Annotated in this window: 25 protein-coding genes and 1 riboswitch; of the genes, 15 read left to right on the top strand and 10 right to left on the bottom strand. The window is 56.7% G+C overall.

Annotation, left to right across the window (positions count from 1 at the left end; all coding sequences use genetic code 11):
* Positions 1-11 precede the first annotated feature (11 nt).
* A riboswitch (TPP riboswitch) is annotated at positions 12-161 on the bottom strand.
* A gap of 99 nt (positions 162-260) precedes the next feature.
* A complete protein-coding gene (locus tag KP707_RS01425) occupies positions 261-758 on the top strand; it encodes a DUF1543 domain-containing protein (protein ID WP_211501929.1) in 498 nt (165 codons plus the stop codon).
* A gap of 31 nt (positions 759-789) precedes the next feature.
* Positions 790-1,137 (top strand): gamma-glutamylcyclotransferase family protein, encoded by a 348-nt coding sequence (locus KP707_RS01420; protein WP_249202716.1) that lies wholly within the window; start codon positions 790-792, stop codon positions 1,135-1,137.
* A gap of 75 nt (positions 1,138-1,212) precedes the next feature.
* On the opposite strand, the gene hemA is transcribed toward KP707_RS01420, so the two are convergent.
* Complete coding sequence (hemA, locus tag KP707_RS01415; protein WP_046899979.1) at positions 1,213-2,424, bottom strand: 5-aminolevulinate synthase; 1,212 nt, start codon at positions 2,422-2,424, stop codon at positions 1,213-1,215.
* Positions 2,421-3,374, bottom strand: coding sequence for a LysR family transcriptional regulator (locus KP707_RS01410; protein WP_211499937.1), 954 nt, complete (start codon positions 3,372-3,374; stop codon positions 2,421-2,423). Before KP707_RS01410 ends, hemA begins: the two co-directional genes overlap by 4 nt.
* Positions 3,375-3,486: 112 nt before the next feature.
* Between KP707_RS01410 and KP707_RS01405 the strand changes: the two genes are divergently transcribed.
* The gene (locus tag KP707_RS01405; protein WP_211499936.1) at positions 3,487-4,191 is read left to right on the top strand and encodes a pirin family protein; all 705 of its coding nucleotides are present in this window, start codon (positions 3,487-3,489) and stop codon (positions 4,189-4,191) included.
* A 131-nt stretch (positions 4,192-4,322) separates the two neighbouring features.
* Positions 4,323-4,682: a YidB family protein gene (locus tag KP707_RS01400; protein ID WP_086634368.1), complete on the top strand. Its 360-nt coding sequence runs from the start codon at positions 4,323-4,325 to the stop codon at positions 4,680-4,682.
* A gap of 52 nt (positions 4,683-4,734) precedes the next feature.
* On the opposite strand, the gene KP707_RS01395 is transcribed toward KP707_RS01400, so the two are convergent.
* Positions 4,735-5,724, bottom strand: coding sequence for an EAL domain-containing protein (locus KP707_RS01395; RefSeq protein ID WP_249210269.1), 990 nt, complete (start codon positions 5,722-5,724; stop codon positions 4,735-4,737).
* A gap of 240 nt (positions 5,725-5,964) precedes the next feature.
* On the opposite strand from KP707_RS01395, the gene KP707_RS01390 reads away from it, so the two are divergent.
* Positions 5,965-7,251 (top strand): MFS transporter, encoded by a 1,287-nt coding sequence (locus KP707_RS01390; protein ID WP_046899984.1) that lies wholly within the window; start codon positions 5,965-5,967, stop codon positions 7,249-7,251.
* Here KP707_RS01390 and KP707_RS01385 read toward each other — a convergent pair.
* The 4 genes from KP707_RS01385 to KP707_RS01370 are packed head-to-tail and all read right to left on the bottom strand — an operon-like array spanning position 7,248 to position 10,461.
* On the bottom strand, positions 7,248-8,855 hold the full coding sequence (locus tag KP707_RS01385) for an NAD(P)/FAD-dependent oxidoreductase (protein ID WP_211501927.1): 1,608 nt from the start codon (positions 8,853-8,855) through the stop codon (positions 7,248-7,250). The two genes, KP707_RS01390 and KP707_RS01385, sit on opposite strands and share 4 nt — an antisense overlap.
* Entirely contained in the window at positions 8,852-9,469 is a 618-nt protein-coding gene (locus KP707_RS01380) for a TIGR00645 family protein (RefSeq protein WP_064273814.1), read from the bottom strand. The genes KP707_RS01385 and KP707_RS01380 overlap by 4 nt, the downstream gene beginning before the upstream one ends.
* A gap of 60 nt (positions 9,470-9,529) precedes the next feature.
* Positions 9,530-9,853 (bottom strand): ribbon-helix-helix domain-containing protein, encoded by a 324-nt coding sequence (locus KP707_RS01375; RefSeq protein WP_046899987.1) that lies wholly within the window; start codon positions 9,851-9,853, stop codon positions 9,530-9,532.
* Positions 9,854-9,879: 26 nt separating this feature from the next.
* Positions 9,880-10,461, bottom strand: coding sequence for a DJ-1/PfpI family protein (locus tag KP707_RS01370; protein WP_211501926.1), 582 nt, complete (start codon positions 10,459-10,461; stop codon positions 9,880-9,882).
* Between the two features lie 195 nt (positions 10,462-10,656).
* Here KP707_RS01370 and KP707_RS01365 point away from each other — a divergent pair, with 195 nt between their 5' ends.
* Genes KP707_RS01365 through KP707_RS01355 form a run of 3 tightly spaced genes read left to right on the top strand, consistent with a single transcriptional unit; the run spans position 10,657 to position 13,243 of the window.
* Positions 10,657-11,625 (top strand): ATP-binding cassette domain-containing protein, encoded by a 969-nt coding sequence (locus KP707_RS01365; protein WP_211501925.1) that lies wholly within the window; start codon positions 10,657-10,659, stop codon positions 11,623-11,625.
* Positions 11,622-12,446: an ABC-2 family transporter protein gene (locus KP707_RS01360; RefSeq protein WP_086634362.1), complete on the top strand. Its 825-nt coding sequence runs from the start codon at positions 11,622-11,624 to the stop codon at positions 12,444-12,446. The genes KP707_RS01365 and KP707_RS01360 overlap by 4 nt, the downstream gene beginning before the upstream one ends.
* The gene (locus KP707_RS01355; RefSeq protein ID WP_211501924.1) at positions 12,443-13,243 is read left to right on the top strand and encodes an ABC transporter permease; all 801 of its coding nucleotides are present in this window, start codon (positions 12,443-12,445) and stop codon (positions 13,241-13,243) included. Before KP707_RS01360 ends, KP707_RS01355 begins: the two co-directional genes overlap by 4 nt.
* On the opposite strand, the gene KP707_RS01350 is transcribed toward KP707_RS01355, so the two are convergent.
* Entirely contained in the window at positions 13,240-13,833 is a 594-nt protein-coding gene (locus tag KP707_RS01350; RefSeq protein ID WP_211501923.1) for a DUF805 domain-containing protein, read from the bottom strand. The two genes, KP707_RS01355 and KP707_RS01350, sit on opposite strands and share 4 nt — an antisense overlap.
* Before the next feature lie 214 nt (positions 13,834-14,047).
* Between KP707_RS01350 and KP707_RS01345 the strand changes: the two genes are divergently transcribed.
* The 5 genes from KP707_RS01345 to KP707_RS16955 all read left to right on the top strand — a co-directional run bounded on the left by KP707_RS01345 (position 14,048) and on the right by KP707_RS16955 (position 21,357).
* Positions 14,048-15,094, top strand: a complete 1,047-nt coding sequence (locus KP707_RS01345) for a cation diffusion facilitator family transporter (protein ID WP_211501922.1) — start codon at positions 14,048-14,050, stop codon at positions 15,092-15,094.
* Positions 15,095-15,102: 8 nt separating this feature from the next.
* Positions 15,103-15,996 (top strand): cation diffusion facilitator family transporter, encoded by an 894-nt coding sequence (locus tag KP707_RS01340; protein WP_046899993.1) that lies wholly within the window; start codon positions 15,103-15,105, stop codon positions 15,994-15,996.
* Positions 15,997-16,016: 20 nt separating this feature from the next.
* The gene (locus KP707_RS01335; RefSeq protein WP_211501921.1) at positions 16,017-17,378 is read left to right on the top strand and encodes an L-serine ammonia-lyase; all 1,362 of its coding nucleotides are present in this window, start codon (positions 16,017-16,019) and stop codon (positions 17,376-17,378) included.
* 371 nt (positions 17,379-17,749) lie between these two features.
* Entirely contained in the window at positions 17,750-19,000 is a 1,251-nt protein-coding gene (locus KP707_RS01330) for a chloride channel protein (RefSeq protein WP_373687770.1), read from the top strand.
* Positions 19,001-19,401: 401 nt separating this feature from the next.
* Positions 19,402-21,357 (top strand): Hint domain-containing protein, encoded by a 1,956-nt coding sequence (locus tag KP707_RS16955; protein ID WP_211501919.1) that lies wholly within the window; start codon positions 19,402-19,404, stop codon positions 21,355-21,357.
* Positions 21,358-21,451: 94 nt separating this feature from the next.
* On the opposite strand, the gene KP707_RS01320 is transcribed toward KP707_RS16955, so the two are convergent.
* Entirely contained in the window at positions 21,452-22,237 is a 786-nt protein-coding gene (locus KP707_RS01320; RefSeq protein ID WP_211501918.1) for a phosphatase PAP2 family protein, read from the bottom strand.
* Positions 22,238-22,418: 181 nt separating this feature from the next.
* Between KP707_RS01320 and KP707_RS01315 the strand changes: the two genes are divergently transcribed.
* Positions 22,419-22,700 (top strand): SelT/SelW/SelH family protein, encoded by a 282-nt coding sequence (locus KP707_RS01315; protein WP_046899997.1) that lies wholly within the window; start codon positions 22,419-22,421, stop codon positions 22,698-22,700.
* Here KP707_RS01315 and KP707_RS01310 read toward each other — a convergent pair.
* Positions 22,685-23,215: a DinB family protein gene (locus tag KP707_RS01310; RefSeq protein ID WP_211501917.1), complete on the bottom strand. Its 531-nt coding sequence runs from the start codon at positions 23,213-23,215 to the stop codon at positions 22,685-22,687. The two genes, KP707_RS01315 and KP707_RS01310, sit on opposite strands and share 16 nt — an antisense overlap.
* Before the next feature lie 176 nt (positions 23,216-23,391).
* Between KP707_RS01310 and KP707_RS01305 the strand changes: the two genes are divergently transcribed.
* Entirely contained in the window at positions 23,392-24,447 is a 1,056-nt protein-coding gene (locus tag KP707_RS01305; RefSeq protein WP_211501916.1) for an aromatic ring-hydroxylating dioxygenase subunit alpha, read from the top strand.
* Positions 24,448-24,486: the final 39 nt, after the last annotated feature.

Genomic DNA, 24,486 nt, shown 5'->3' with positions numbered 1-24,486 from the left:
AAGCCAGTTTCGTTGTGTCTCAACACCATTCCCTCCGCCGGTTCTAACCGGATCAGGTTTCCCGGATGCAGGATGCACCCGGCAGGGTCGTCACACCGCAGACCTTACAGTCCTTCAGTGACCTCTCAGCTTCTTTTGGCGAAGCTCCCCCTGGTAGGGGCCACACTCATCGCATCAGCTTCGTCCTGTCAATGCGTTTCACCGTGAAGTGAGCCGGGGAACCGGCTATGACCCGCTTTACGTTTTGAGGAGACACGCTCTTGAACCTGTATGTTTTCTATCTCGGTGGCGCAGCACCCGGCGCAAACATCGAAGTTCATGATGTTCAGTTTGCAATCGCGAAAAAGCCCGAAGATGCTTATCCATCACTTGCAGAACGCTGGTTTGGAGTTCGGAATTCCCTGCACGTCGATGCTTATGGCATCATCACATGGGCGGACGGACACGCCGTCACACTCAGCCCTGAAAAACCTGCAGGCACCCAATCGCTCTATTTCATCAATATGGGTGGATATGCGGCCGGTGAGTTGAAGGAAGAGCACGCTTTTACCTTCCTCGTCGCCACATCGGCAGAGGATGCCAAAGCAAAGGCCAAAAAGACCCTATTACCAGGCTACGACCATCGCCACCGCGACAACTTCATGGAAGTGGATGACTGCCTGCCGCTGGAACAGATTGATGGGCTTTACATCCATCTGACTCCACAGGACGACGGGCACCCTGTCACAGCGCTTTGGCAAGGCTACCGCAAGATCTGACGTCCCTGCGCTTTATCTCACGGAGCTACTCATGCCTGATCAAATGCCAGTTTACCTGTTTTCTTACGGAACACTCCAGCAACCCGAGGTTCAGCTTTCCTCATTCGGTCGCCTGCTGCATGGCGAAGAAGATGCGATGACGGGCTATCAGGCGTCGATGATGGAAATCACGGACGCTGCTGTCATCAAGGCCAGCGGCAAACGCTTTCATCCTGTTATTCACCCGAGTGACAATCCACAGGACGAAATCACAGGGCAAGTCTTCCGCATCACTGAAGCTGAGCTTCTTGCTGCGGATGCTTATGAAGTGTCCAGCTACAAGAGGGTGCAAGTTACACTGCGCTCAGGCAAGAACGCATGGGTCTACGTGCTCGCCTGACCAGCTCGGAATCAAAAAAGGCAGCCAGTGACCCGGCTGCCTTTTCCAGAATTCAGAACGCTGACCTACCTGACTTCAGGCAGCTTCAGAGCGCTTGAGCTGCCGTTCGCGCCATAGCGTAGAGAGTGCTTCAACCAGTTCATCAATTGCTTCGTTTGTATGAAGCGGCGTCGGCGTCAGACGCAGACGCTCCGTTCCGCGCGGGACGGTCGGGAAGTTAATCGGCTGGATATAATGCCCGAAGCGGTTCAGCAACTCATCGGAGAGATCCCGACATAGCTCAGCCTCGCCCACCATGACGGGTACGATATGGCTCGGGTTGCCGACATGCGGAATGCCTGCCTTGTCCAGAGCGGCCCGCAGATAGGCAACAGCGCGCTGCTGTCCTTCACGTTCTGCGCTGCTGCGCTTGAGATAACGGACGCTGGCCAGAGCACCCGCAGCAATCATCGGCGGCAGAGCCGTGGAGAAAATGAAGCCTGAACCGAAAGAGCGCACGAAATCGCAAAGCGGTGCAGAGGCAGCAATATAGCCACCCACGACGCCATAGCCCTTGCCGAGCGTCCCTTCGATCACCGTCAGACGATGGGACAGGCCCAGCTTTTCAGCCACGCCCGCACCATGATCGCCGTACATTCCCACGGCATGAACTTCATCAAGGTAAGTCATGGCGCCGTATTTGTCGGCCAGATCACAGAACGCTTCGATCGGGGCGATATCGCCATCCATGGAATAGACGGACTCAAACGCGATGATCTTCGGAACGTCTGCTGGAAGTTCCTTCAGGCGACGCTCCAGATCTTCCACATCGTTATGACGAAAAATCTGCTTTTCAGCGCGGGAATGACGGATGCCCTCAATCATGGAGGCATGGTTCAGTTCATCCGACAGGACCACACAGTTCCGCAGACGGCCCGCAATAGTGCCGAGCGTTACCCAGTTGGACAGATAGCCCGAGTTGAAAAGCAGGGCGCTTTCTTTCCCGTGAAGGGAAGCCAGCTCTTTTTCCAGTTCCACATGATAGTGGTTCGTGCCGGAAATGTTGCGCGTTCCACCTGCGCCAGCGCCCGTCTCATCAAGGGCATCATGCATCGCCTTGAGGACTTCCGGATGTTGCCCCATGCCGAGATAATCGTTGGAACACCACACTGTGACGTCACGACCGAGCCCATGATGATAGGCTTTCGGGAAATTGCCGGACCGGCGCTCAAGTTCCGCAAAGTAACGGTAGCTGCCATCGGCGCGCAGACCGTCCAGGGCGGACTGGAACATCGCATCATAATTCATCGCGTTTTCTCCTGCGCGGCACTGTAATCCTGTGAAATCTTTCCGCCAAGTGCCTGCTCCAGATAGGCCAGAAGAACACGAAGCCGCGCGGGCATCTGCATCCGGGTGGCACCACACCCCACGACCATAAACCAGACCGACAGAACACTGCCCCGCCACCTCGGCAGAACCTCAACCAATCGCCCCGCATCCAAATCCCTCCGCAGCATGAAATCTGGCAGAAGTGCTAGGCCTGAGCCATTTCGGAGCGCGGGCAAAAGCATGTCCCCACTATTCACCATCATCCTGCTTCGCAGACGAACAGAGGCCTGCTGGCCGCTCTCATACGTAAGTCGAAGCAGGTCTGGCAGATCGGAATTCGCGTAGAGCAACCCTGCATTGCCTGAAAGATCTTCCGGCTTTTCGATCGTCCCGAGTCTCTCTTTCATCTGTGGCGAGCAGACCAGCCGCATCACGGAACGGCAAAGAAGATGAGCCCCGCCGTTGGTTACGGGAGCAAGATCTCCCGGTGTAATGCGGACGGCTGCTTCAAACCGGCCACTCAGCAGATCGACGGTCCGGTCATCCAGATCAATCTCCATGGAAATATCCGGATACCGGTCCATAAATTCCGGCAGAACAGGCCCGAGAATATCCAGCCCGAACCCCATGGGAGCCGCCAGGCGGATCGTTCCTCTCGGGCTGACTGAGCCTTCCCGCAGTTCTGCTTCCAATCCTTCGCCATCAGCCAACATCCGCCGGGCGCGTTCCAGGCACGCCACTCCGGCCGATGTGAGGGAAAGATGACGCGCACTTCGCTGAAAGAGAGTCGTTTTCAGGCGATGCTCCAGACGCGCAATCACCTTGGACACTGTAGGCGGGGACAGCCCAAGAGCGCGCGCTGCAGAGGCGAACGAGCCGCTTTCAGCGACACGAGCAAAAACAGCCCAGCCTTCCAGATCGGGGAGCATACAGCCTCTCTAAGATGCGCTTTATGGAAACTTTATATTTCCATCAATTCCATTTTCTTTACGCCAAGTTGCGCCCATCTTGAAGACCATAACCTTTACTGAGGAGCGACCAATGCTCGATATCAGACCCTTCTCCTCGCTTGGCCACGCCAACCATGGATGGCTGGACGCCCGGCATCATTTCTCTTTCGCTGGCTACACGGATCGGCACCGCATGCACTGGGGCCGTCTGCGCGTCTGGAACGATGATAAAATCGAAGGTGGGACAGGCTTCGGCGCTCATCCGCACAAGGACATGGAAATCATCACCTATGTTCGCACCGGAGCCATTTCTCACGAAGACAGCCTTGGCAACAAAGGCCGTACGGAAGCTGGTGACGTTCAGGTCATGTCTGCCGGCAGCGGCATCGTCCATGCCGAGTTCAATAAGGAAACTGAAGACACCACCCTCTTCCAGATCTGGATTATCCCCAATGAACCAGGTGGCACGCCCAACTGGGGCACGCGTCCTTTTCCTAAGGACGCCCGCAGTGGACGGTTCGTAACCCTTGCCTCCGGCTTTCCAGAGGATGACGCTCTGCCGATCCGGGCCAAGGGACGCGTTCTTGGGGCAACCCTGAAAGCGGGAGAGACCCTGACTTTCGAAACGAGCCGGGAGAATTTTTCCTATCTCGTACCCGCAACAGGAAGTCTGGAAATCGAGGGCCGCACCGTTGCAACGCGGGACGGGGCAGCTCTGACGGATGTGGAAACCATCGTCATGACGGCCCTGGAAGACGCAGAGATCGTGCTGGTAGAAAGTGGCCCATTAGACTGATGCGGAAGGGCGGAAACATCACGCAAAGGTGTTTCCGCCTCATGCTACACACGCCTTCTTCAAACGTTGTTATGACAGGGCCAAGTCCCACCGGATGCGGCCAGTTTCTCCCTTGATGAGGAGTACGGGTCATGACAACCACGACTGAGACCAAAGGCCAGAAATCCACGTCGCTGTTCGTCCGCTTCGGGGACTGGCTCAGCAATGCAAGCATGGACAGGTCTGGCCTGACGGAAGTGACAATCCGTCTGATGCGTGACGACTGTCACCTTGCCACCCGTGTGAGCGAAATTCACAATACGGAAACCAACCCGCTCACCCCCAAGGAAGTCGAAACGCTCATGGGTGAGAAGCATCTCAAATATATTGCAGATCAGACGGGACAGTCACTTGAAGCGATTGAGGATGCCCTGACACAAGTCCTTCCCATGCTTGCTAATCTGCTTCGCGTGGACCCAGAGCGCCTGTTCCAGTACCAGTGCAAGATCTGAAGTCATAACCGGCAGCTCTTTCATGTTTGTAGAGAGCTGCCGGTTATGCTGGCTACAGCCCTTCGGCTGTCCGGGTCATACGTCGTCGTCTTGACCGACCGTCTACACTGGCGAACCGCTCGGTAATCTGAGCGGTCGTTTCAGCGCCCGCCAAAATAAGGCCAGACGCCTCAGAGCAACCGGTTTTCTGAACGAATTCCAGTTGCTTTGGCGTATCCACACCCGTGGCACGAATGCACAAGCCCAGCGCTTTGACGGCTTCCAGAGCAGCACGATAGAAAACAACTGCACCTTCATCGAGCTCTGGCACACTCCCCTGCAAACTCCAGGACAGCGTAGATGCAGACAGAACTGCGAGATCAAACTGCACGCCATCCAGCAGGCCGCTGATAGCGCGCTCTCTCAGTAAAGTCAGACTGGAGACCGAGGAGCCAAATCCGTTCGTGAAGATCTGAACGCCACGGTCCCGAAGAGATGCCAGCGTGTAACAGACTTCGCGCTCCTCCTGAGCGATCCCGCTTTCCTGGAAAACCAGATCCAGACGTGAAATCGGAAACCCACTCTGATCCAGGACACTGTTCAAGCGACCATTGAAAGCGGTGTCAGGCGCCTGATCGTCTTCAAGTGAAACCATGAGCCGCATACCGTCTGGCCAGCTCGCAGCCTGTGTACAGGCAACCTGCAGGAGCTCCAGATCAAACTCTCTCTGCTGCTGCTCAAGTGGCTTACGACGACTTCGCCTCACGGTCCGTCGGGGAATAGCCAACCAGAGCTGACTCATGTCCACCTGAGCACCAATCAGCTTTTCCATTCCCGCTCGGCCAGCCCCCATCCGAGGCAGCCATCGCAAAGGCGGCGGTGCACTTTTCTGGCGCGCCCGGCGACTGCGCAGGGTGGTAGCGAACATCGTGGCACTCGTCGGAGAAATATTCGTCTCGGACCTCACAGGATCATCTCTTCGGTCTCTGGTCAAAGCGCCAGTCACTCCGGGGCCAAATGAGGCTGCGTCCGCAAAACTGACATCCCGTCCTGCATCATCCAATTTCGAACATCTCCTGTTCCATCTGTGCGACAGAATGACGGAAGAAGGCTAATTTTCCCTTAACAACTCCCATTTCCCGCTCACTTTCCCGTGGGGGCGCAACAAAATGGCTGTGGAACCAAGAGTGAAATTCTTCGTTCGCTCAATCAGGACAATTCTGCTACCGATTCTGCTCAAGCGGATTTTCCGTGCCACTTCCTTCAAGCGCGCAGGTTCAATCTGCCTGTCAGGACATTGTTGATGACGGATGCTCTCGCTCGCTCCGCCCCGAACACGTCTTCCCGCAACTCTCTCAAGGCTTTGCTACCTTTCTGGCAGGTGACGTTCGCGTCCTTTCTGGGATGGTTTCTGGACGCTTTTGACCAGACATCCCTGATGTTCACACTGCCGGACATCGCTCATGATTTCAGCTGCACCATTGGCACACTGGGGATGGTTCTGACGGCCCAGTCCCTTGGACGCGCCATAGGCAACACAAGCTGGGGCTGGCTCGCGGACCGATATGGCCGTCGTCTGGCCTTTATGCTCGGCGTGGTCTGGTTCGGTGTCTTTTCTGCCATGACGGGTCTGTCGCACAGTCTTCTGATGCTGGGCATTGTCCAGTTCCTGTTCGGCATCGGTTTTGGTGGCGAATGGACGGCCTCTGCAGCCCTGCTGATGGAAAGTGTTCCCGCCTGGACACGCCCGATGGCGTCTGCGCTCATGATGTCAGGTTATGAAGTCGGATATTTTGCAGCAGCCGGTGCGCAGGCTCTGATCCTGCCGCATTATGGCTGGCGCGTGCTGTTCTTCATCGGGCTGGCGCCTGCCCTTCTGGCGATTTTCATTCGTCTTGGGGTCAAGGAAAGCCCGGTCTGGCTGCGGAACCGGGCAGACCGGGCGGCCGGTCAGGCCAAAACGCCGACACAGCCTCTTCCCAAGGTAAAATTCCGCCTGAACGGAGCGGCCATACAGGCAATTGCCTTCATGGCGTTTCTGGAATTTCAGAAAGCGGCCATTTACACATTTTACCCGACGATCCTGCGTGGCAGCCACCACCTGACACCACAGGACATCTTCATTCCCATTACCCTCTACTGCATCGGATCGTTCGCTGGAAAAATCCTGTGTGGCTGGCTGGCAGAACGATGGGGTGACCTGAAGGTCATGCTTGGGGCGATTGCGATTGTCGTTCTGACAATCTGGCCGTTCCTGAGCGCTCCGTCCTGGAGCATGCTGCTGACGGCAGCCTTCGTTATGGGCGCTGCAGCGTCTGGTATCTTCGCCCTCGTGCCGCATTATCTGGCGAAATGCTTCCCTTCCGAGACACGTAGCTTCGGCATGGGGCTGGGTTATGCTTTAGGGTCTATCGGGCAGGGTATTGCCGGATGGCTGATCCCGGGAATTGGCCGGACCCCGATCACACTCCCGCTTACTGCGGAAGCCTTCGTGGTCGGGTCCAGTGCTGTCACGGCCGGTATCGCCCTGCTTCAGCCGAAGCACCTTCCGGGCGAAACCATGGAAGGCGACGAAGAAGCAGCCTCTTAAAGAGAGGCTGCCAGCCACTCGGCGGTACGGATTCCATCTATGCCGGCGGACAGGATACCGCCGGCATATCCTGCCCCTTCGCCCGCAGGGAAAAGCCCACGCAATGTTGGGCTCTGGCCATCACGGTCTCGCTGAAGCCGGATCGGGGAAGACGTACGCGTTTCCACTCCGGTCATGACAGCATCATCCATCGAGAAGCCCTTTAACTTGCGCTCAAAACGCGGCAAGGCCTCACGAATGGCGTCCGAAACAAAATCCGGCAGACAGAGTGTCAGATCAGTTGGTGTCACACCCGGCTGGTAGGACGGCACGACGTCCCCCAGCGTTGTGGAAGGGCGACCGGCCAGAAAATCTCCGACGCGCTGGGCAGGAGCACGGTAATCACCGCCACCGGCCACAAACGCCGCTTTTTCCCATTTCCGCTGAAGTTCGACACCGGCCAGAACATCGTTCGGAAAGTCCTTTTCCGGCGTCACTTCAACGACAATTCCACTGTTCGCATTCCGCTCGGCACGGGAATACTGGCTCATGCCATTGGTCACGACCTGTCCGATTTCAGACGTCGCCGCCACGACCTGTCCGCCCGGGCACATGCAGAACGAATACACAGCCCGGCCATTCGACGCGTGATGAACCAGCTTGTAATCAGCGGCACCCAGCAGATCGTTCCCGGCGTATGAGCCGAAACGGGCTGTATCAATGACAGACTGGGGGTGTTCGATCCGCACACCTATAGAGAACGGCTTGGCATCCATGGCGACATTCGCATCACGGAGCATTTCGAAGGTGTCGCGTGCGGAATGCCCAACGGCCAGGATAACGCGCTCGGCAGGCAGGGTCTCTCCCGTTGAAAGGCGCAGGCCTCGCAAACGGCGTTCCGTTCCCTCACCCTCCATGTCAAAGCCATCGACGCGCGTCTCAAACCGGTACTCGCCGCCGAGACGTTCGATTTCCTCGCGGATGAACATCACCATCGTGACCAGTCGGAAGGTCCCGATATGGGGCTTGGAGACGTATAGGATCTCTTCCGGCGCACCCGCCCGAACAAACTCTTCAATGACACGTCGGCCCAGATTACGAGGGTCAGACACGCCAGAGTAGAGCTTGCCGTCAGAGAACGTCCCGGCTCCGCCTTCCCCAAACTGGACATTGCTCTCGGGGGTCAAAACGGATTTCCGCCAGAGGGCAAACGTATCAACCGTTCGGGCGCGAACCTCTTTGCCACGCTCGATGATGATAGGCTTGAGACCGGCCTGTGCGAGCGTCAGCGCCGCCATGATTCCGCAAGGACCTGCCCCGATAACCACAGGGCGCGGCATCCCTTCGGGCAAGGTGGCTTTGGGAAGATGATAGGTTGTGTCTGGCGTAGAGCGAACATGCTGGTCCGCTTCATGAGCCGCAAGGACAGACGCTTCGTCCGTCACGTCACAATCGATGCTGTACACCAGAACGATATGGCCGCGCTTGCGGGCATCGTAGCCGCGGCGGGCGATCTTGAAACTTTTCAGGGCCTCGGACGGGATATTGAGGCGCGTCAGCACCGCCTCCCGGAGCGCCTCTTCAGAGTGCTCCAGCGGCAGGCGCAGTTCTGTCAGGCGAATCATGCGTCGTGCTTTTCTTTGTGCTGGGCGGCGTCAGGCTGCGGATCGGCATGATGCGTATCCGGCGAACCTTCCATGATGCGATCCATGACGGCCATCAGAACACCGGACACAACAAAGGCCAGATGAATCCCGACGCTCCATTCCAGAGCGCGCGTGGAGGTGTCATCCACACGAATGAAATCAGCCAGAACATGGATGGCAGACATGGCGACAATGGACGCCATGAGCTTGATCTTGATATCCCCGAACGTCACGTGACCAATCCAGGACGGATAATCTTCGTGCTGGCGGATATCGAGACGGGAAACAAAGTTCTCGTAGCCCGAGAACATGACGATTAGCAGCAGGTTCGCCAGCAGGACCAGATCGATCAGATCCAGCACACCAACGAAAACGTCATCGAAATCCAGGCCTGTTGCCTTAAGAACAAGCCCCAGAAGCTGCTGGAAGAACTTGAAGGCTACGAGCAGCAGCCCGATGGTCAGGCCGAAATACAGCGGTGCGGCAATCCAGCGGGTTGCGAAGAAGGCACGTTCCATGACGTGTTCTGCGCGTCGCGAGGACAAGGGATTGCTGCCAGGTTTCTGGCCCTGTGGGGAAGAAGGAGTCGTCATGGTCCTTCTGTACGATTTTGCGAGCGTTTCCGCCAATGCCTCTTTGCTACGCCGTATCGATTATCCAACCCGACGCAAGGCAACAGTCTGACCAACGGCGGAACTGGAACCTGACTGCACGCGACGTTCCCGGTCCAGATAGCGAAGGCAACTGACCCTTAGGAACGACGCCATATTCGGCAGTTCACCACGAAGTTCGAGAATTTCGTCCGAAAGCTTGGTGATGAGTTGATTGACGGTCATGCCATCTGCCGCCGCGATTTCCGTCAGGATGTCCCAGAACATGTTTTCCAGCCGGATCGTCGTTACGACCCCATGAATCCGCAGCGACCGCGTGCGGCTTTCATAAAAGATCGGATCGGCACGGACATAGAGTTCACACATATGGGCTCTCCTGACGGAACAAAGGCTCAGGCTTCGATTTTGGTTCCCAGAACCTTCAGGAACTGACCAATCCATGCCGGATGTGCTGGCCAGGCCGGCGCTGTTACGAGCTTGCCGTCTGTCACAGCGCCGTCAATTGCGATGGCCTGATAGTCAGCCCCCGCAAGGATCATTTCAGCACGACAGGCCGGATAAGCGGAGACCTTGCGGCCTGAAATGACATTTGCTGCGGCGAGAAGTTGCGGACCATGGCAGACAGCGGCAATCGGTTTGTCAGCCGTGACAAAAGCGCGGATCAGGTCCAGCACGCTCTCATCGGTGCTGAGTTGCTCCGGGGCACGGCCGCCGGGAATGACCAGTGCGTCATAGTCTTCCGCTTTTGCGCCCGCATAAGTGGCGTTCAGCGTGAAGTTATGACCGCGCTTTTCAGTGTAAGTCTGATGGCCTTCGAAGTCGTGGATGGCCGTTGCCACCTGCTCTCCAGACTTCTTGCCCGGCGACACCACATCAACCTTGTGGCCCACCATCAGCAGCATCTGAAATGGCACCATGATCTCGTAATCTTCAACGAAATCACCTGCGAGCATGAGAATACGTTTACCGGCCATTGGATCATCCTGACAATCAAGGTTCACAATACTGCTCCCGTCTTACCGCATTCGGGAAGCGCGTGGGTAATAGGTGGTGACGACATTCCGCTCTGTCACCATGGCCTCCCACTTGCCTGAATATGAGAGCTCACGCAGAACTATTATTCCGTTCCGTCATGGCACTCTGGTGCCGTCAGAAGGCCCTGTTCCGTCATGAAGAATGCTGCCGCGATTGAGGTACATGACCTCCGCAAGACATATCAGGTCCGTGATGGCGGCAGCTGGCGCGGCAAAACGCGCGAAATCACGGCTCTAGACGGCATTTCTTTCACCGTCCCCGCAGGCGAGATTGCCGGTTTCATCGGGCCGAACGGCGCTGGGAAATCCACTGCCATCAAAATTCTGGCAGGTATTCTGCGCCCGACCTCCGGGACCGTCCGTGTTGGCAACCTGATCCCTTGGGAAAACCGGATCGCACATGTCGCGCGGATTGGCGTGGTGTTTGGCCAGCGCACGCAGCTCTGGTGGGATCTTTCTGTTGGGGAAGGTCTGGCGCTTCTCCGGGATATTTACAGCGTGGAGCCAGCGAGGTTCCTCCGCAACCGGGAGCGTCTGGCAGATGCGCTGGATCTGCACGGCATCATGGATCAGTCCGTCCGGCAGTTGTCTCTCGGCCAGCGCATGCGGGCAGAAATCGCCGCTGCCCTGATCCATGATCCGGATGTGATCATTCTGGATGAACCCACGATCGGGTTGGATGCCCCGTCCAAGCTGGCGGTGCGCGCGTTTGTGCGGGATCTGCGACGCGAGCGCGGCACGACAGTGCTTCTGACCACGCATGACATGCATGATATCGAAGCATTGGCAGACCGGGTCATCGTCATCGGTCACGGTCGTATTCTTGCAGATAGCCCGTTTGAAGCCCTTCAGGCGACCACTCTGTCGGAGCGAATTCTGGAAGCCGATTTTATCGGACCTCTGCCAGACCTGTTCCTGCCCGATGGCGCGACAGAAACCGCGCGTGGCTCTCGCAGCGTGACGATCACGTTTGATCCGCAACGCCTGCCCGCGCCTGTTCTTGTGGCGCATCTTTCAACACTACCGGGCTTGGGTGATCTGCGGATCGGGCGCCCGGCGATTGAAGAAATTATTACACGCTTCTACGCGGACCACGCATCGTGACCATCAAACCCTATGTGACGTCCTTCGTCCTGCAATGGAAAATTGGTCTGCGATATCGTCTTGCGGTACTGGCGGGGCTTGTGGCGCAGATGTGGTTCGGCGCGATTTCTCTCATGGCCTATGCCGCGGTTTACCATCATGCCCCCGGCGTGGATGCTCCCATGACGCTGCGTCAGGCCATGACGTACACCTGGATCCAGCAATCCCTTTTCACCCTGCTTCCCCTTGGCTGCCTCCCCGCTATTGGTGAAGCGGCAAAGAGCGGAGCAATTGTCTATGACCTGTTGCGCCCCGTCGATCTATGGAACTGGTGGCTTTCGGCCTCGCTTGCCCGTCTTCTTGGCAACGCCATCCCGCGCGCAGTTCTTCTTGCCGCTGTCGCAGGGCCACTTGCTGCCCTCGTTGGGCTGAATGGCTGGAGCCTTGCCCCGCCCGCCTCATTGTGGGCCGCAATGCTGGCTCTGTGCTCCTTCATCCTTGGTGCTTTCATCTCTGCAAGCATCGTGATGTGGTGGAATATCGTCACGGCCCGAACGTTATCGCCTCTCGGAACGTATGCTGTCGGCACACCCTTGGCTGTTCTGCTCTCAGGAATGCTCCTGCCGCTGCCGCTTTATCCGGACTGGGCGCGTGAGTTGCTCCTGTTCCAGCCTTTTGCCGGAATTTCTGACATTCCCATCCGGCTTTACATGGGCATGGCCATCCCGGGCGGCGTTCTGACCGCGTTGGGCATTCAATGTTTCTGGCTGGCCGCACTCACCCTTGTGGGGCGTTTCTGGATGCATCGCACCATCTCCCGGATGGAGGTTCAGGGCGCATGAATGCATTTTCCCTCTACCGGCGCATGGCAGCAGCCTCGATCAAGGCACAACTGCGGTATCCCGGGACATTCGCACTTCAGCTCATTGGAAATTTCGTCACCACCCTGCTGAGCTTCTTCGGAATCTGGAGCCTGTTCCAGCGGTTTGGCAGCATCGCGGGCTGGGATATTGGTGCCGTGGCCGTCCTCTACGGACTGGTAAACCTGTCTTTCGCGATTGCCGAAACCCTTGGCCGCGGCTTTGAGGTTTTTGGCGGCGAATACGTCAAGACAGGTTCATTTGACCGGCTTCTTCTTCGCCCACGCTCGACACTCGTCCTGCTTCTTGGTCACGAACTGCGACTTCGCCCGATCGGCCGCTTCCTTCAGGGGGCATTCGTTATGGGAGCAGGTTTCTGGCTCTCGCCACATGTCTCATGGGCGACAGTCTGGCTTTTGCCCTGGGCAGTGACGGGTGGGGCCGCCATGTTTCTGGGCGTTTTGATCGGGCAGGCCGCCCTGTGCTTCGTAACGGTTGAAGGGCTGGAGGTTGTAAACGTCCTGACCTATGGCGGCGTGGAAGCAGGACAATACCCACTCACCATGTTCGCACGCTGGCTCCGTCGCTTCCTGACATGGGCGCTCCCACTATCGGCTGTCTGTTACTATCCGGCTCTAGCCATGCTGAACCATCCTGATCCTTTGGGCATGCCTCTCTGGTTCGGCCTGCTGTCTCCAGGGATGGGCTTTGCGTTCCTCGGTCTGATGGTTCTGTGCTGGCAAAGAGGCGTAGCCGGATATGTTTCAAGCGGCAGTTAGGGCTGCTTGGCCGGATAGCCCCACTTGTTGATGCGATAGTCAGTGTCGAAGCACATCATGATCCACACCGGAATCATTCCAATCACCGTAAAGTACAGGAGCATCCACCAGCCTGACCGGCCGGTATCGTGCAACCTCCTGACAGACACACTGAGATCCACAACGAACATGTAGAGGCAGGGCAGAATAAGGAGAAGGTTCAGCAGCCCTGCAATCACACTGCCACTGTGCTTGAGATCATCGGAAATCAGGGAGACCAGGATCGTCCAGCAGATTTCAACAATCCTGAAGTACCAGTACTCCTTTCGGCGGGAGCGGCCCTGAAAGTCTGTCGCCCGGCGGAAACAGCTGCGAACGGCGTCAGTGAAAGACATGTCCGCAGCGGGCAAAGACGCAAACTGCCCGGCCTGAATATCCAGAAACACATTATTGGCCATTGTACCCCAGGGCTCGAAATCCACCCGCTGCCCCTTCATGGGCGCCAGAGTGTCCCGCCAGTTCATTTTCGAAAATGCATACCGGACGTCCTGATCATTCAGGATCACGCCTTCGCCCGTCTGAACATCAAATCCGAGAACGGTGCCTTTCATGGACACTCTCCCTGCAAGTCCCCCTCTGCTGACATTGCAGGGCTAGGTCTCCTCTTTGTTACGGAATATAACCGACGCGTCCACCCACAGCGTTGAAAAACCGTGCTCTATCAACATGCGCGCCCTGACAATTCTGGACGAGCCAGATCATCGCTTGGGTTGATGGAACGAGATGCTATATGATGCGAGACCCCAGCCACAGATTTGCCCGGACATGACATCAGATCACAGCCACACGTGCGCACACGGCCATGACCACACCGATCATGACCATTCTCATGCAGATGGGCACGACCATGCCTCTCATGATCACCAGGATCATGACCATGAGAGCTGTGACGGGCACGATCATGGGTTTGGTTTTGGGCGTCCACATACGCATACACCGGCGAATTTCGGCCGTGCGTTCGCTATCGGGATCGTCCTGAACACAATTTATGTTGTGGCCGAAGCCCTCTGGGGTGTCTGGGCACACTCCCTGTCCCTTCTGGCAGACGCAGGGCACAACCTGTCGGACATTCTGGGCCTTGGCGCAGCATGGCTGGCGGAAAGTTTGGCCCGTCGTGCACCCACGACACGCTTCACCTATGGCCTGCGTCGTTCTACTATTCTTGCGGCCTTCGTGAATGCGACGGTCCTGCTGCTGGTAACGGGTGGGATCATCTGGGAATCCATCGTTCGTCTTTTCGCGAATGCGCCCGTCGAGGGATCGGTCGTCAGTTGGGTCGCGCTCGTCGGAATTGCCGTCAATGCATTTACTGCCCTCCTGTTCATGAAGGGGGCCTCGAACGACCTCAATATCCGTGGCGCGTTCATGCATATGGCGTCTGATGCCATGATGGCCTTTGCCGTTGTGATTGCAGGACTCCTGATCACATGGACCGGCTTTCAGATCATTGATCCGATCGTCAGCCTGATTGTCTCTGTGTCCATTATTGTCGCGACATGGTCTCTGCTTAAAGGGTCGGTCTCCCTATCACTGGATGGCGTTCCTGCCGGGATTGTACCCGCGGACGTTCAGACCGCCCTACTGGCCGTTCCCGGCGTCAGTGGACTGCATCACCTGCACATCTGGCCGATGAGCACGACAGAAACAGCTCTTACAGTCCATCTGCTGCGGGATGAGACGGCACAGCAAAGCCCCGAACAGATCATCACGCAGGGCACAATCCTCCTGCGTGACAAGTTCAAAATTTCTCACCCCACCTTCCAGATCGAAAGTCCACCAGCGTCCTGCGATCTTCAACAGGTCTGCTGCTGAGAGCTTCAATGACGTCCACACGTATCAAGATTGCCTACGCTTCCATTGGGGTGAGCGTAGTGGTTCTGGCCATCAAGTACGCAGCATTCTGGGTTTCCGGCTCCGATGCGCTGCTGTCTGATGCGATTGAAACCATTCTGAATGTCATTGCGGCGTTCGGCACCCTGTGGGCACTCTCCATTGCAGCGCTGCCCGCTGACGACAATCACCCTTATGGCCACGGCAAAGCAGAATACCTGTCCGCTGTGATCGAAGGCGTTCTGGTTGTTCTGACGGCACTAGGCATTCTCGTCGTGGCCGTACATGACTGGATGCATCCGACGCCGGTTCATGCCCCCTTCCAGGGCGTTGCACTGAATGCACTCGCCGGTGTCGTCAATCTGGTCTGGGCACGCATTCTCATCGGGTTCGGCCGGAAGAACTCCTCACAGGCCCTGCTGGCTGCGGGCGAGCACGTTCAGTCAGACGTCTGGGCGACTGTTGCGCTGGTCATCGGCGTGTCCCTGATCCCCGTAATCAAATGGGACCGGCTGGACGCCGTTCTGTCTGCCCTGGTTGCCCTGAACGTTCTGCGGGCTGGCTTCTCGATGATGAGCCTGTCCATGTCAGGTCTTATGGATGAAATTCCGGGCACAGAGGCGGTGGAAACCGTAAAGGCTGTCATCTCCTCAAGCGGAACGGGCGCTCTCGAAGCGCATGATCTGCGTCTGCGGAAAGTGGGCCCCTTACATTTCGTCGAGTTTCACCTCGTCGTTCCGAGCGAAATGAGTGTGCATGACGCGCATGAAATCTGCGATTGTATTGAAGCGGGTCTGCGGAAAGAACTGGGCCGGGCTTCGATCCATATTCACGTAGAACCTGCTGACAAGGCCAAGCATTCCGGCGTTCTGGTCCTGTCCTGACAGCTTCGGACATTCCGACCATGATCAGTCTTTTCGACCTGTTCCGCATTGGCCTCGGCCCGTCTTCTTCCCACACGGTCGGCCCCATGCGGGCCGGACACGCCTTTGCCGAGGCCCTTCCAGAAAGCCTATCTGTCGCCAGAATTCAGGTAACCCTCTATGGCTCTCTGGCATGGACCGGCGTTGGACATGCAACAGACACAGCTGTTCTTCTCGGCCTTGAAGGATGGCTCCCGGATCAGATTTCGCCTGATCATGCCAAACAGGTCATCGAAAAAATCCAGTCTACGAAACATCTGACTCTCCGGGGCCAGACCACCCCTTTCGACCCGGCGTCCGATACCGTCTTCGATTACGAAACCGTTCCTCCTGTCCATCCGAACACGCTCCAGTTCGAAGCTTTTGACAGTGCTGGAAGGTCTCTCTTACGGGAGCGCTACTGCTCCATCGGTGGCGGTTTTATTGTTCGGGAAGACCACTCTACCGAGACTACTATCATCCCGCCCGTCGCCGTTCCTCATGATGTCATATCGGGGCGCAAACTGTTGGATGATTGCCAGAAAAGCGGCCTGACTATTGCTGGCCTGATCTGGGCCAATGAAACAACCCTTCGGGCAGATAACGAGGTCACTGTCTATATTGATCGTATTCTCGATACGATGATGGACTGCATCGACCGGGGACTAAGAGAAGACGGCATTCTTCCTGGCAAACTGCATGTCAAACGCCGCGCACGCACTCTTCACCGCAAGCTGGAAAGTGGAACCCGCTGGAATCAGCGCGCACCCCATGAAATCATGGATTGGGTGAGTCTTTTCGCGATCGCCGTGAACGAGGAAAACGCTGCGGGCGGACGCGTTGTAACAGCTCCGACCAATGGTGCCTCCGGCGTCATTCCTGCCGTCCTGCGTTATTACAGGGACTTCTGTCCCGGCGCCTCACGGGAAGGCATGCGGGATTTTCTTTTGACCGCCACGGCTATCGGCGCCTTGTTCAAGCGCAATGCTTCCATTTCTGGTGCAGAAGTAGGCTGTCAGGGCGAAGTGGGTGTCGCATGCTCCATGGCCGCAGCCGGGCTTGCCGCAGCGTTGGGCGCCACACCGGATCAGGTTGAAAATGCTGCTGAAATCGGCATGGAGCATCATCTGGGCATGACCTGTGATCCGATTGGTGGCCTCGTCCAGATCCCCTGCATTGAGCGCAACGCGTTTGGAGCCATCAAGGCCATTAACGCGGCCTCACTCGCGATGCGCGGTGACGGAGTGCACCATGTTTCGCTGGATCAGGTGATCCAGACGATGCGCGAAACCGGCGCAGACATGAACCATCGCTACAAGGAAACATCGCTGGGCGGTCTGGCCGTCAGCTTTCCGGAATGCTGAGACCGTTGCAGCCACATTGCGAGTTATTGCGTTCATTTTCTACTTGATCGGTTCAGACTTCTTGACCCGGCGCGAAGAAGGCTGGCAGGACCGGACATGTAACGCGCGGGGTTTGAACCGGGCGTATCTTCCCTTGCCCGACACTCCTTCTTGGACGTCCTCCATTGGCCGATACCTTGCCCACTCCTCCAAGCCCTGCTCCCAAGCCCTTACCTCCGGGACATGTCTCCTCACAGCACGCCCTGCGCCGTAAGGATCGTATCCATCATCTGAGACGCTCGGCCCGCGCCACGACAACCCAGTGGCGGCGCACTGTCATCTACTGGATTGGCGCCGTTCTCATTGGTGTTGTTGCCGTGCTTTTCGCCCGCATGGGTGACGCTGCGGCTGATCTGAGAACGCGAATTCTGGAATGGCACCCCTGGGCGATGCTGTTTGTGGCCCCAGCAGGTCTCGCTTTCATCACATGGATGACCCGGACCCTTTTCAAAGGTGCACAGGGCTCAGGTATTCCGCAGACAATTGCCACCCTGCACATCGAGAATTACACGATGGTCGACAGGGTTCTGGCGCTCAAGATCTCGGTTGGGAAGATTCTTCTGACCTGTATGGGCCTGCTTTGCGGTGCATCGATCGGGCGCGAAGGGCCAAGCGTTCAGGTTGGGGCATCCATCATGCATGCCTTCTCCCGCCTCCTCGGACAATCCAACATTGCCGCAAAGCGCAGCATGATCCTTGCCGGTGGCGCGGCTGGTATGGCCGCGGCATTCAATACGCCCCTAGCCGGCATCGTCTTTGCGATTGAAGAACTCTCCCATTCTTTCGAACAGCGCACCTCCGGTCGGACGCTGACCGTCGTTGTTGTCTCCGGTGTGACGGCCATCGCGCTGTTGGGAAACTACACCTATTTCGGCCATGCCGACGTTGATATCCCGGTTGGTACAGCGTGGATCGCGGTGCTCACGTGTGGCATCCTCGGCGGCCTGGCAGGTGGAACGTTTGCAGCACTGGTCATCAAGGCGTCGCGTGGTCTTCCAGGCCCTGTCGGCCGTTTCGCCGGGAAGCGCCCGATTGCCTTTGCGGCAGCCTGTGGGCTCGTACTGGCTATCATTGGCCTGATCTCCAAAGGGACAACCTATGGAACGGGCTATGCGCAGGCTCGCGCCATCTTCTCGGGCACAGAGCACTACCCAGCTTCTTTCTTCGTCCTGAAATATCTAGCGATGCTGGTGTCCTATTGCTCAGGCATTCCGGGCGGCATGTTTGCGCCATCGCTGGCGATTGGTGCTGCGATTGGAGGCTGGGTTGAGCAGTTTCTGCCCCACACCACGCCCGGCGCAGTCGTACTCTTAGGGACAGTCGCCTATTTCTGTGGCGTCGCGCAGTCTCCCCTTACAGCGACGATCATCGTCATGGAGATGTGTGACAACCAGCAGGTGACGCTTGCGCTGCTGGCCACGTCCTTTCTGGCGTTTGGTGTCTCTCGCATGGTGTGTCCTCGCCCACTGTACACCGCGCTGGCTGACAGATTCATGGAAGCCAACGAACATGCCCTGCGACCGCCCAGACCTGAGGCGCCAGAATCGAACACAGCAGCCACCGAAAATAAAAAAGCGCTCTGAGGAGCGCTTTTTTATTAAGAAACGAGGCTTAAGATTCTTTTCGTTAATAAGTAATTAATTCGACCCCAAACTCTTCCAATACGCTTCGATCTCTCTATCCATCAGTAAATCTATTTTACTGCACGATAACGCCTGATTAATCGTGAGTTTTCCGGCATTTCTTCATCTATTCAGAGATGCCACCGTGAAAATAAATTTCACATAAAGATACAAAAATCCAAAATCCGTATTGTTTTTAAAATTCGAACATGCGATTGAACCGCCGCGCCCGAAAAGAACGCTATTTCAGGCGCTTCACCGCAATAACAATCCTATATGCCCATAATCAAAATTATCTTTGATTGATTCAAGGGCATTCATTATGGGCGCACATGCGTCTTTCCCCAAGAAAAGACATCCTAGTGAATCACAGAAATCCTTCCAGATATCCTGATCCTTGCCATGATGGACTGAACCGTCGTCAGCACAATACGACCGTCAGCGGACTCTATATTTCAGGAAAGAATGACTACCTCATTGTGAATTCTGGTGGCACCGCCATCAAGACAACAGTCACAGCAGGCGGCCATGTGGAGGTTTACTCTGGTGGCAGAACCATTAGCTCCATTCTGACGGTTCCAGACACTGAGGAAGTCATTTACTCCGGCGGAACGGCAACAGGCACAATCGCCACCAAAGGCGCGGGCCAGACCGTCAACACCGGCGGCGTTGCCAGTGACACGGTTGCAAGCAACGGCAATCAGTTCATCTTTGGCGGTTCGAGCTTCAATGCCTCCATCCAGAGCGGCGGCAAGCAGACCCTGACATCGGGAACGGCAACGGCCAACACCGTGACCTCTGGCGGCACAGTTGCTGCGACCGGCGGCACGACAGTTCGTGATCGTATTCAGGCAGGTGGCGTTGAGAATATCAGCCAGAATGCCGTTGCCTCAGGTGCGACTGTTTCGGGCGCTGCCGCGAGACTGAATGTTTCGAGTGGTGGCCGCGCCGTCAACACGATCGTCAATGCTGGAGGCAACATCGTTGTCGGAAGTAAGGGCATCGCAAGCGGGACGACAATCTCGTCTGGCGGATCTCTTGTCATTCAAGGCGGAAGCATCACCGATACGATGCTTGTCCCCGGTGGCCAGATCGACATCGGCACCCTGGATTATAAGGGCAATACGGCTGCCAAGATCGTCGGTAACGTCCTGACCGTGACACAGGGCAAGGCATCCTACACCATCAAGCTCGTAGGCGATTACTCCCAGTATCACGCCCATTTCTCCCCAGACGGAAATGGCAAGACAATCATCTCGCTGGATAAGGGAGCAGAAGTCTGCTTCCTCGCGGATACGATGATCCGTACCACAACCGGTGACATGCCCGTTCAGGACGTCCAAATCGGCGCTGAAGTTCTCGCTTGGACGCCCGAGGGAGAGCAGGTTCGCCCGGTCGTCTGGGTTGGTCGGAAGCATGCCATTGTCCGTCAAGGACTGGCCCCCGATGTCGCGGGTTATCCGGTTCGCATTTGCAAGAATGCGATTGCAGATGGCGTTCCATCCAAAGACCTTCTGGTGACACCAGAGCATAGCCTGTTCATTGATGGCGGCCTGATCCCGGCCCGTATGCTCGTAAATGGCCGCAGCATTATTTACGATGCCTCCATCACATCCTACGATTACTTCCACATCGAGACGGATGTGCATTCTGTCCTTACGTCTGACGGAATGCTGACCGAGAGTTATCTCAACACAGGCAACCGGGACGGCTTCACACAGGATGGCGCTGTCGTCAGCCTGAGTAGCCCGGTCCGCACATGGGAAGCTGATGCTGCTGCACCGCTGACTGTCAGCCGCAGCAAGGTTGAGCCTGTTCATCACTCTCTCGCCGAGCGCGCGATAAACCTCGGCTTTGATGACGTCCGTGACGCCAGAGCAGTGGTGACAGACCCGGACCTGCATTTGATCACACCAGCCGGTAAAGTGATCCGTCAGTCCCGTGAGAGCAATGGTCGTGCGATCTTCACGCTGCCATCAAACGTCCGCAGCGTGCGCCTTGTCTCAAGAGTAGCCAAACCATCCGACGCTATTGGCCCGTTTGTGGATGATCGTCGTGAACTGGGCGTGCTGGTTCGGAACATCACCCTGTATACTCCTGAGAGCACACGTACGATCACGTCGCATCTGGAAAATGCTGATCTCTCAGGCTGGGCTGACAAAGAGAACTCTGCCATTCGCTGGACACTCGGCGATGCCCAACTCGATCTTGGCTCCAGTGCTGTAGAACACGGCATGTCTCTTCTTGCCGTAGAGATCGTTGCTGGCGGACCATACATCGACCAACCGACCACCGAAGTCTCCGCTCTTCAGGCATAAAACTGAAAACGGCCACCCTAAGCAGGGTGGCCGTGTGACGAATGACTCAAAAACAATCCGGCCGTGGAGCTTTCTGCTCTTGGCCGGATTTTTATCATTCAGACAGAATGGAATGTGCGGCAGCGTCTGCTTCTGCAGCACAGTCAGCAGCATCTGGTGCAGGGGCCGTAGCCTTCATGGCGCGTAGTTCTTGCTGGGCGGCGGCAAGATCATCCTGCAATTCCGGAGCCGCAAGAAGCGCATCCATTTCAGACGATGCATTCAGGAAGCCAGCCTGCACGTCCGACTTCCAGTGCGCCCCACAGACAATCCGGCTCTCACCGAAAACACGCCCGCGCTGCAGAAGCATGGTGGCATGTTCAGGCATCAGATGAGCAAGCAGAAGAGCCATGCCATATCCCGCCGTCGTATGGCCTGATGGATATGAGGAATGCAGACCCAATCCCTCGGGAGAGGTGCAGATTGGTAGGTTCGTGCCAACGAACGGCCGTGTCCGATGCCAGTAATGTTTGGCTTCTGACGTCCGGTGAATGATGGGATTTTCCATGCGCTTCAGCACAATCGCCAGATGGGGCGCCTTCGCCAGATCCAGCGTATAGCCGACGGAGCAGGAGAAATCGCGCACAAGATGCGGCACTTCCAGATCTGCATCTTTCTGTGCAAGCGCCCAGCGTGGCGTATCTTTCAAAGCGCGTGTCTCACGGAAAATACGGTCATCATCCGCCTGCGCGGCACTGCCTGAGGCTGGAGGCTGCGGCAGAACCAGACGGGCATCCGGCACTGCAGATTCTGGTAATGGCTGCCGGGATGGTGTTTCACAGGCAGAAAGCAGAGTGGCGCACATCAGAAGTGCAACAGGCAGGCGGACAGACGACATCATACGGCGCAGGGTCTCACGAAAGGGAATAAAGACGATCCACTTTCATAATGTTCTCTTCCTGTCGGGGGAAAGTGTTTCTTTATGACCGTTGCAAGTCGTGCCTAGAGACACATCTGAAAGATGGCAGAGTTGCCGTGCTGTGCAATGATGCTCCTCAACGCCTCACCCCAGGAGAAAAGACATGTCCTCCACAGCACCGCGCGTCTCAATCCGATATTGCACGCAATGCAACTGGCTTCTGCGGTCTGGGTGGATGGCGCAGGAACTGCTCTCCACGTTCGGGCAGGCTCTCGGGGAAGTTGCCCTGATCCCTGATACCGGTGGACGCTTTGAAATTCATGTGGATGACGTGCTCGTCTGGGAACGCAAGCGCGATGGAGGATTTCCTGGCCCGAAAGAGCTCAAACAGCGTGTCAGGGATATCATCGCACCTGAACAGGACCTTGGTCACACAGACCGCTGATACTCATCCCGGAGAAAGACTGTCAGGTCATTGGAAGGCCAGCTCTCCGGGATCTGCTTGAGCATGTCGCCTACAAATCCCCGGTGGTAAGTGGCGTGATTGACGACATGAAGAATGATCTGTTCACGGGTCATCACCCCAGGCTGGCCATCAACATATGTGAATGAAATCGGGCAGCTCAAATCATCCACGCTCCATTGCCTGACGTCATTCAGATACCACTGATGCATGGATTGCGTGGCCTGCCAGAGCGTTTCGAGATCGGGTACCTCATCGGTCTGACGTGACCGATACCCATGATCCTGACCCTGAAGATGATGGCGGAAAATATCGTCGACGACATAGACATGGTTCAAGGTGCCCAAGAGGGTGCTGAACGTTGTCTGCCGCGGTTTCACAATCTCCGACTGCGGTAACTTGAGCAGAGCGTTGTATGTCAGGCTGTCAGCCCAGGCGCGATATTCCAGGAACATGATGAGCGTCTGCAAATGAGGCGGAGAAGATAGTCTGGGCATAAGGCACCTCATTCCGATATCGTTCCATATGGGCCGTATTTAGCCAATCGAGACAATTCAGTCAGCCTATAGTGCCTCATTATTAGAACGCGACAAGCATATTTATGCTATATCCGAGAACACCCTATCCATGAAATGATTTGCGAGATCCTTTTTCAGCCCGCGGGGACCCTTCCATGACCGCAGCCTGCGCCAGCCGCTCTCCTGCATCCGTTGACCTGCCACGGAACTGCACGTTCGAACCCGCAGACTGGCAGATCCTTGCCAAGTCCTGGTATCCTGTCGCCCTGTCCCGTGAACTCGGGGAGCGCCCGCTCGGGGCGGTGCTGCTGGATGCACCTCTCGTCATTTACCGCTCTGGAGATGATATCGTTATTGCCGATGATCTGTGCCCTCATCGTGGTGTGCCATTGAGCATGGGGAATGGAAACGGCGAGACGATTGCCTGTGCCTATCATGGTTTTCGGTTTGGTCAGGATGGCCGTTGCGTGCGTGTCCCTGCACATCCAGACAGCAAGATCCCGCCGAAGCTCCACCTGAAGACCTACCCTGTTGTAGAGCGGTTCGGCCTCATCTGGACGTGCCTGCGCCCCGAAGGAGAAATCAATCTCCCACCGATGCCACACTGGGACGATCCAGCCTTCCAGCAGATCACCTGCCCGTCCATCGACATCAAGGGCTTCGCAGGACGTCAGGTCGAAGGCTTTATTGACGTGGCACATTTTGCTTTCGTCCATACCGAGACTTTTGCAGACCCTGAAAACCCGATCGTTCCATCCTATTCACCCAAGCTGACGGAAACGGGGTTCGAGGCTGAATATCGCAGCAACGTCTCCAACTTTCCGCACGGGCTTCTGGGCGTTGAAGAGTTTGCGAACTTCGAATGGCTCCGGCATTTCCGGGTTTTCCTGCCCTTCACGGCAACGCTGGAAATCCACTTCCCGAACGATGGCAGGCTCGTCATCATGAATGCAGCCTCACCGGTTTCGGCTCGTTTGACACGCATGTTCGCGCCAATCTGCCGGAATTTCGATACGACTGGCTCCGTTGAGGATGTTTACGAATTCAATCGCCGCGTCTTTGAAGAAGACCGTCAGATTGTTGAGGCGCAGAAGCCGGAAAACCTGCCGCTTGACCCTAACCTTGAGGCGCATGTGATGGCAGATCGCAGTTCCATCGCCTATCGCCGGGGCCTGCGTGGGATGGGGCTGAGCCATTTTTTCACTGCCTGAACGCAAAAAAGGAGGCCCAAAGGCCTCCTTTTCATGACG

This window comes from Gluconobacter sp. P5E10, assembly GCF_018812145.1.
GTDB lineage: Bacteria > Pseudomonadota > Alphaproteobacteria > Acetobacterales > Acetobacteraceae > Gluconobacter > Gluconobacter cerinus.
The sequence above is the reverse complement of the archived record's forward strand: the minus strand, read 5'-3'. Positions and strand labels throughout refer to the sequence as shown.

Bases quoted from the DNA above. Each gene is read 5' to 3' on its own strand.
- KP707_RS01355 (WP_211501924.1), top strand. From the start codon at position 12,443: ATGAATGCATTTTCCCTCTACCGGCGCATGGCAGCAGCCTCGATCAAG.
- KP707_RS01375 (WP_046899987.1), bottom strand. From the start codon at position 9,853: ATGTGTGAACTCTATGTCCGTGCCGATCCGATCTTTTATGAAAGCCGC.
- KP707_RS01345 (WP_211501922.1), top strand. From the start codon at position 14,048: ATGACATCAGATCACAGCCACACGTGCGCACACGGCCATGACCACACC.
- KP707_RS01385 (WP_211501927.1), bottom strand. From the start codon at position 8,855: ATGATTCGCCTGACAGAACTGCGCCTGCCGCTGGAGCACTCTGAAGAG.
- KP707_RS01335 (WP_211501921.1), top strand. From the start codon at position 16,017: ATGATCAGTCTTTTCGACCTGTTCCGCATTGGCCTCGGCCCGTCTTCT.
- KP707_RS01340 (WP_046899993.1), top strand. From the start codon at position 15,103: ATGACGTCCACACGTATCAAGATTGCCTACGCTTCCATTGGGGTGAGC.
- KP707_RS01390 (WP_046899984.1), top strand. From the start codon at position 5,965: ATGACGGATGCTCTCGCTCGCTCCGCCCCGAACACGTCTTCCCGCAAC.
- KP707_RS01310 (WP_211501917.1), bottom strand. From the start codon at position 23,215: ATGCCCAGACTATCTTCTCCGCCTCATTTGCAGACGCTCATCATGTTC.
- KP707_RS01400 (WP_086634368.1), top strand. From the start codon at position 4,323: ATGACAACCACGACTGAGACCAAAGGCCAGAAATCCACGTCGCTGTTC.
- KP707_RS01380 (WP_064273814.1), bottom strand. From the start codon at position 9,469: ATGACGACTCCTTCTTCCCCACAGGGCCAGAAACCTGGCAGCAATCCC.
- KP707_RS01330 (WP_373687770.1), top strand. From the start codon at position 17,750: ATGGGTGACGCTGCGGCTGATCTGAGAACGCGAATTCTGGAATGGCAC.
- KP707_RS01315 (WP_046899997.1), top strand. From the start codon at position 22,419: ATGTCCTCCACAGCACCGCGCGTCTCAATCCGATATTGCACGCAATGC.
- KP707_RS01370 (WP_211501926.1), bottom strand. From the start codon at position 10,461: ATGGCCGGTAAACGTATTCTCATGCTCGCAGGTGATTTCGTTGAAGAT.
- KP707_RS01410 (WP_211499937.1), bottom strand. From the start codon at position 3,374: ATGCTCCCCGATCTGGAAGGCTGGGCTGTTTTTGCTCGTGTCGCTGAA.
- KP707_RS01420 (WP_249202716.1), top strand. From the start codon at position 790: ATGCCTGATCAAATGCCAGTTTACCTGTTTTCTTACGGAACACTCCAG.
- KP707_RS01305 (WP_211501916.1), top strand. From the start codon at position 23,392: ATGACCGCAGCCTGCGCCAGCCGCTCTCCTGCATCCGTTGACCTGCCA.
- KP707_RS01320 (WP_211501918.1), bottom strand. From the start codon at position 22,237: ATGATGTCGTCTGTCCGCCTGCCTGTTGCACTTCTGATGTGCGCCACT.
- KP707_RS01365 (WP_211501925.1), top strand. From the start codon at position 10,657: ATGAAGAATGCTGCCGCGATTGAGGTACATGACCTCCGCAAGACATAT.
- KP707_RS01350 (WP_211501923.1), bottom strand. From the start codon at position 13,833: ATGAAAGGCACCGTTCTCGGATTTGATGTTCAGACGGGCGAAGGCGTG.
- hemA (WP_046899979.1), bottom strand. From the start codon at position 2,424: ATGAATTATGATGCGATGTTCCAGTCCGCCCTGGACGGTCTGCGCGCC.
- KP707_RS01405 (WP_211499936.1), top strand. From the start codon at position 3,487: ATGCTCGATATCAGACCCTTCTCCTCGCTTGGCCACGCCAACCATGGA.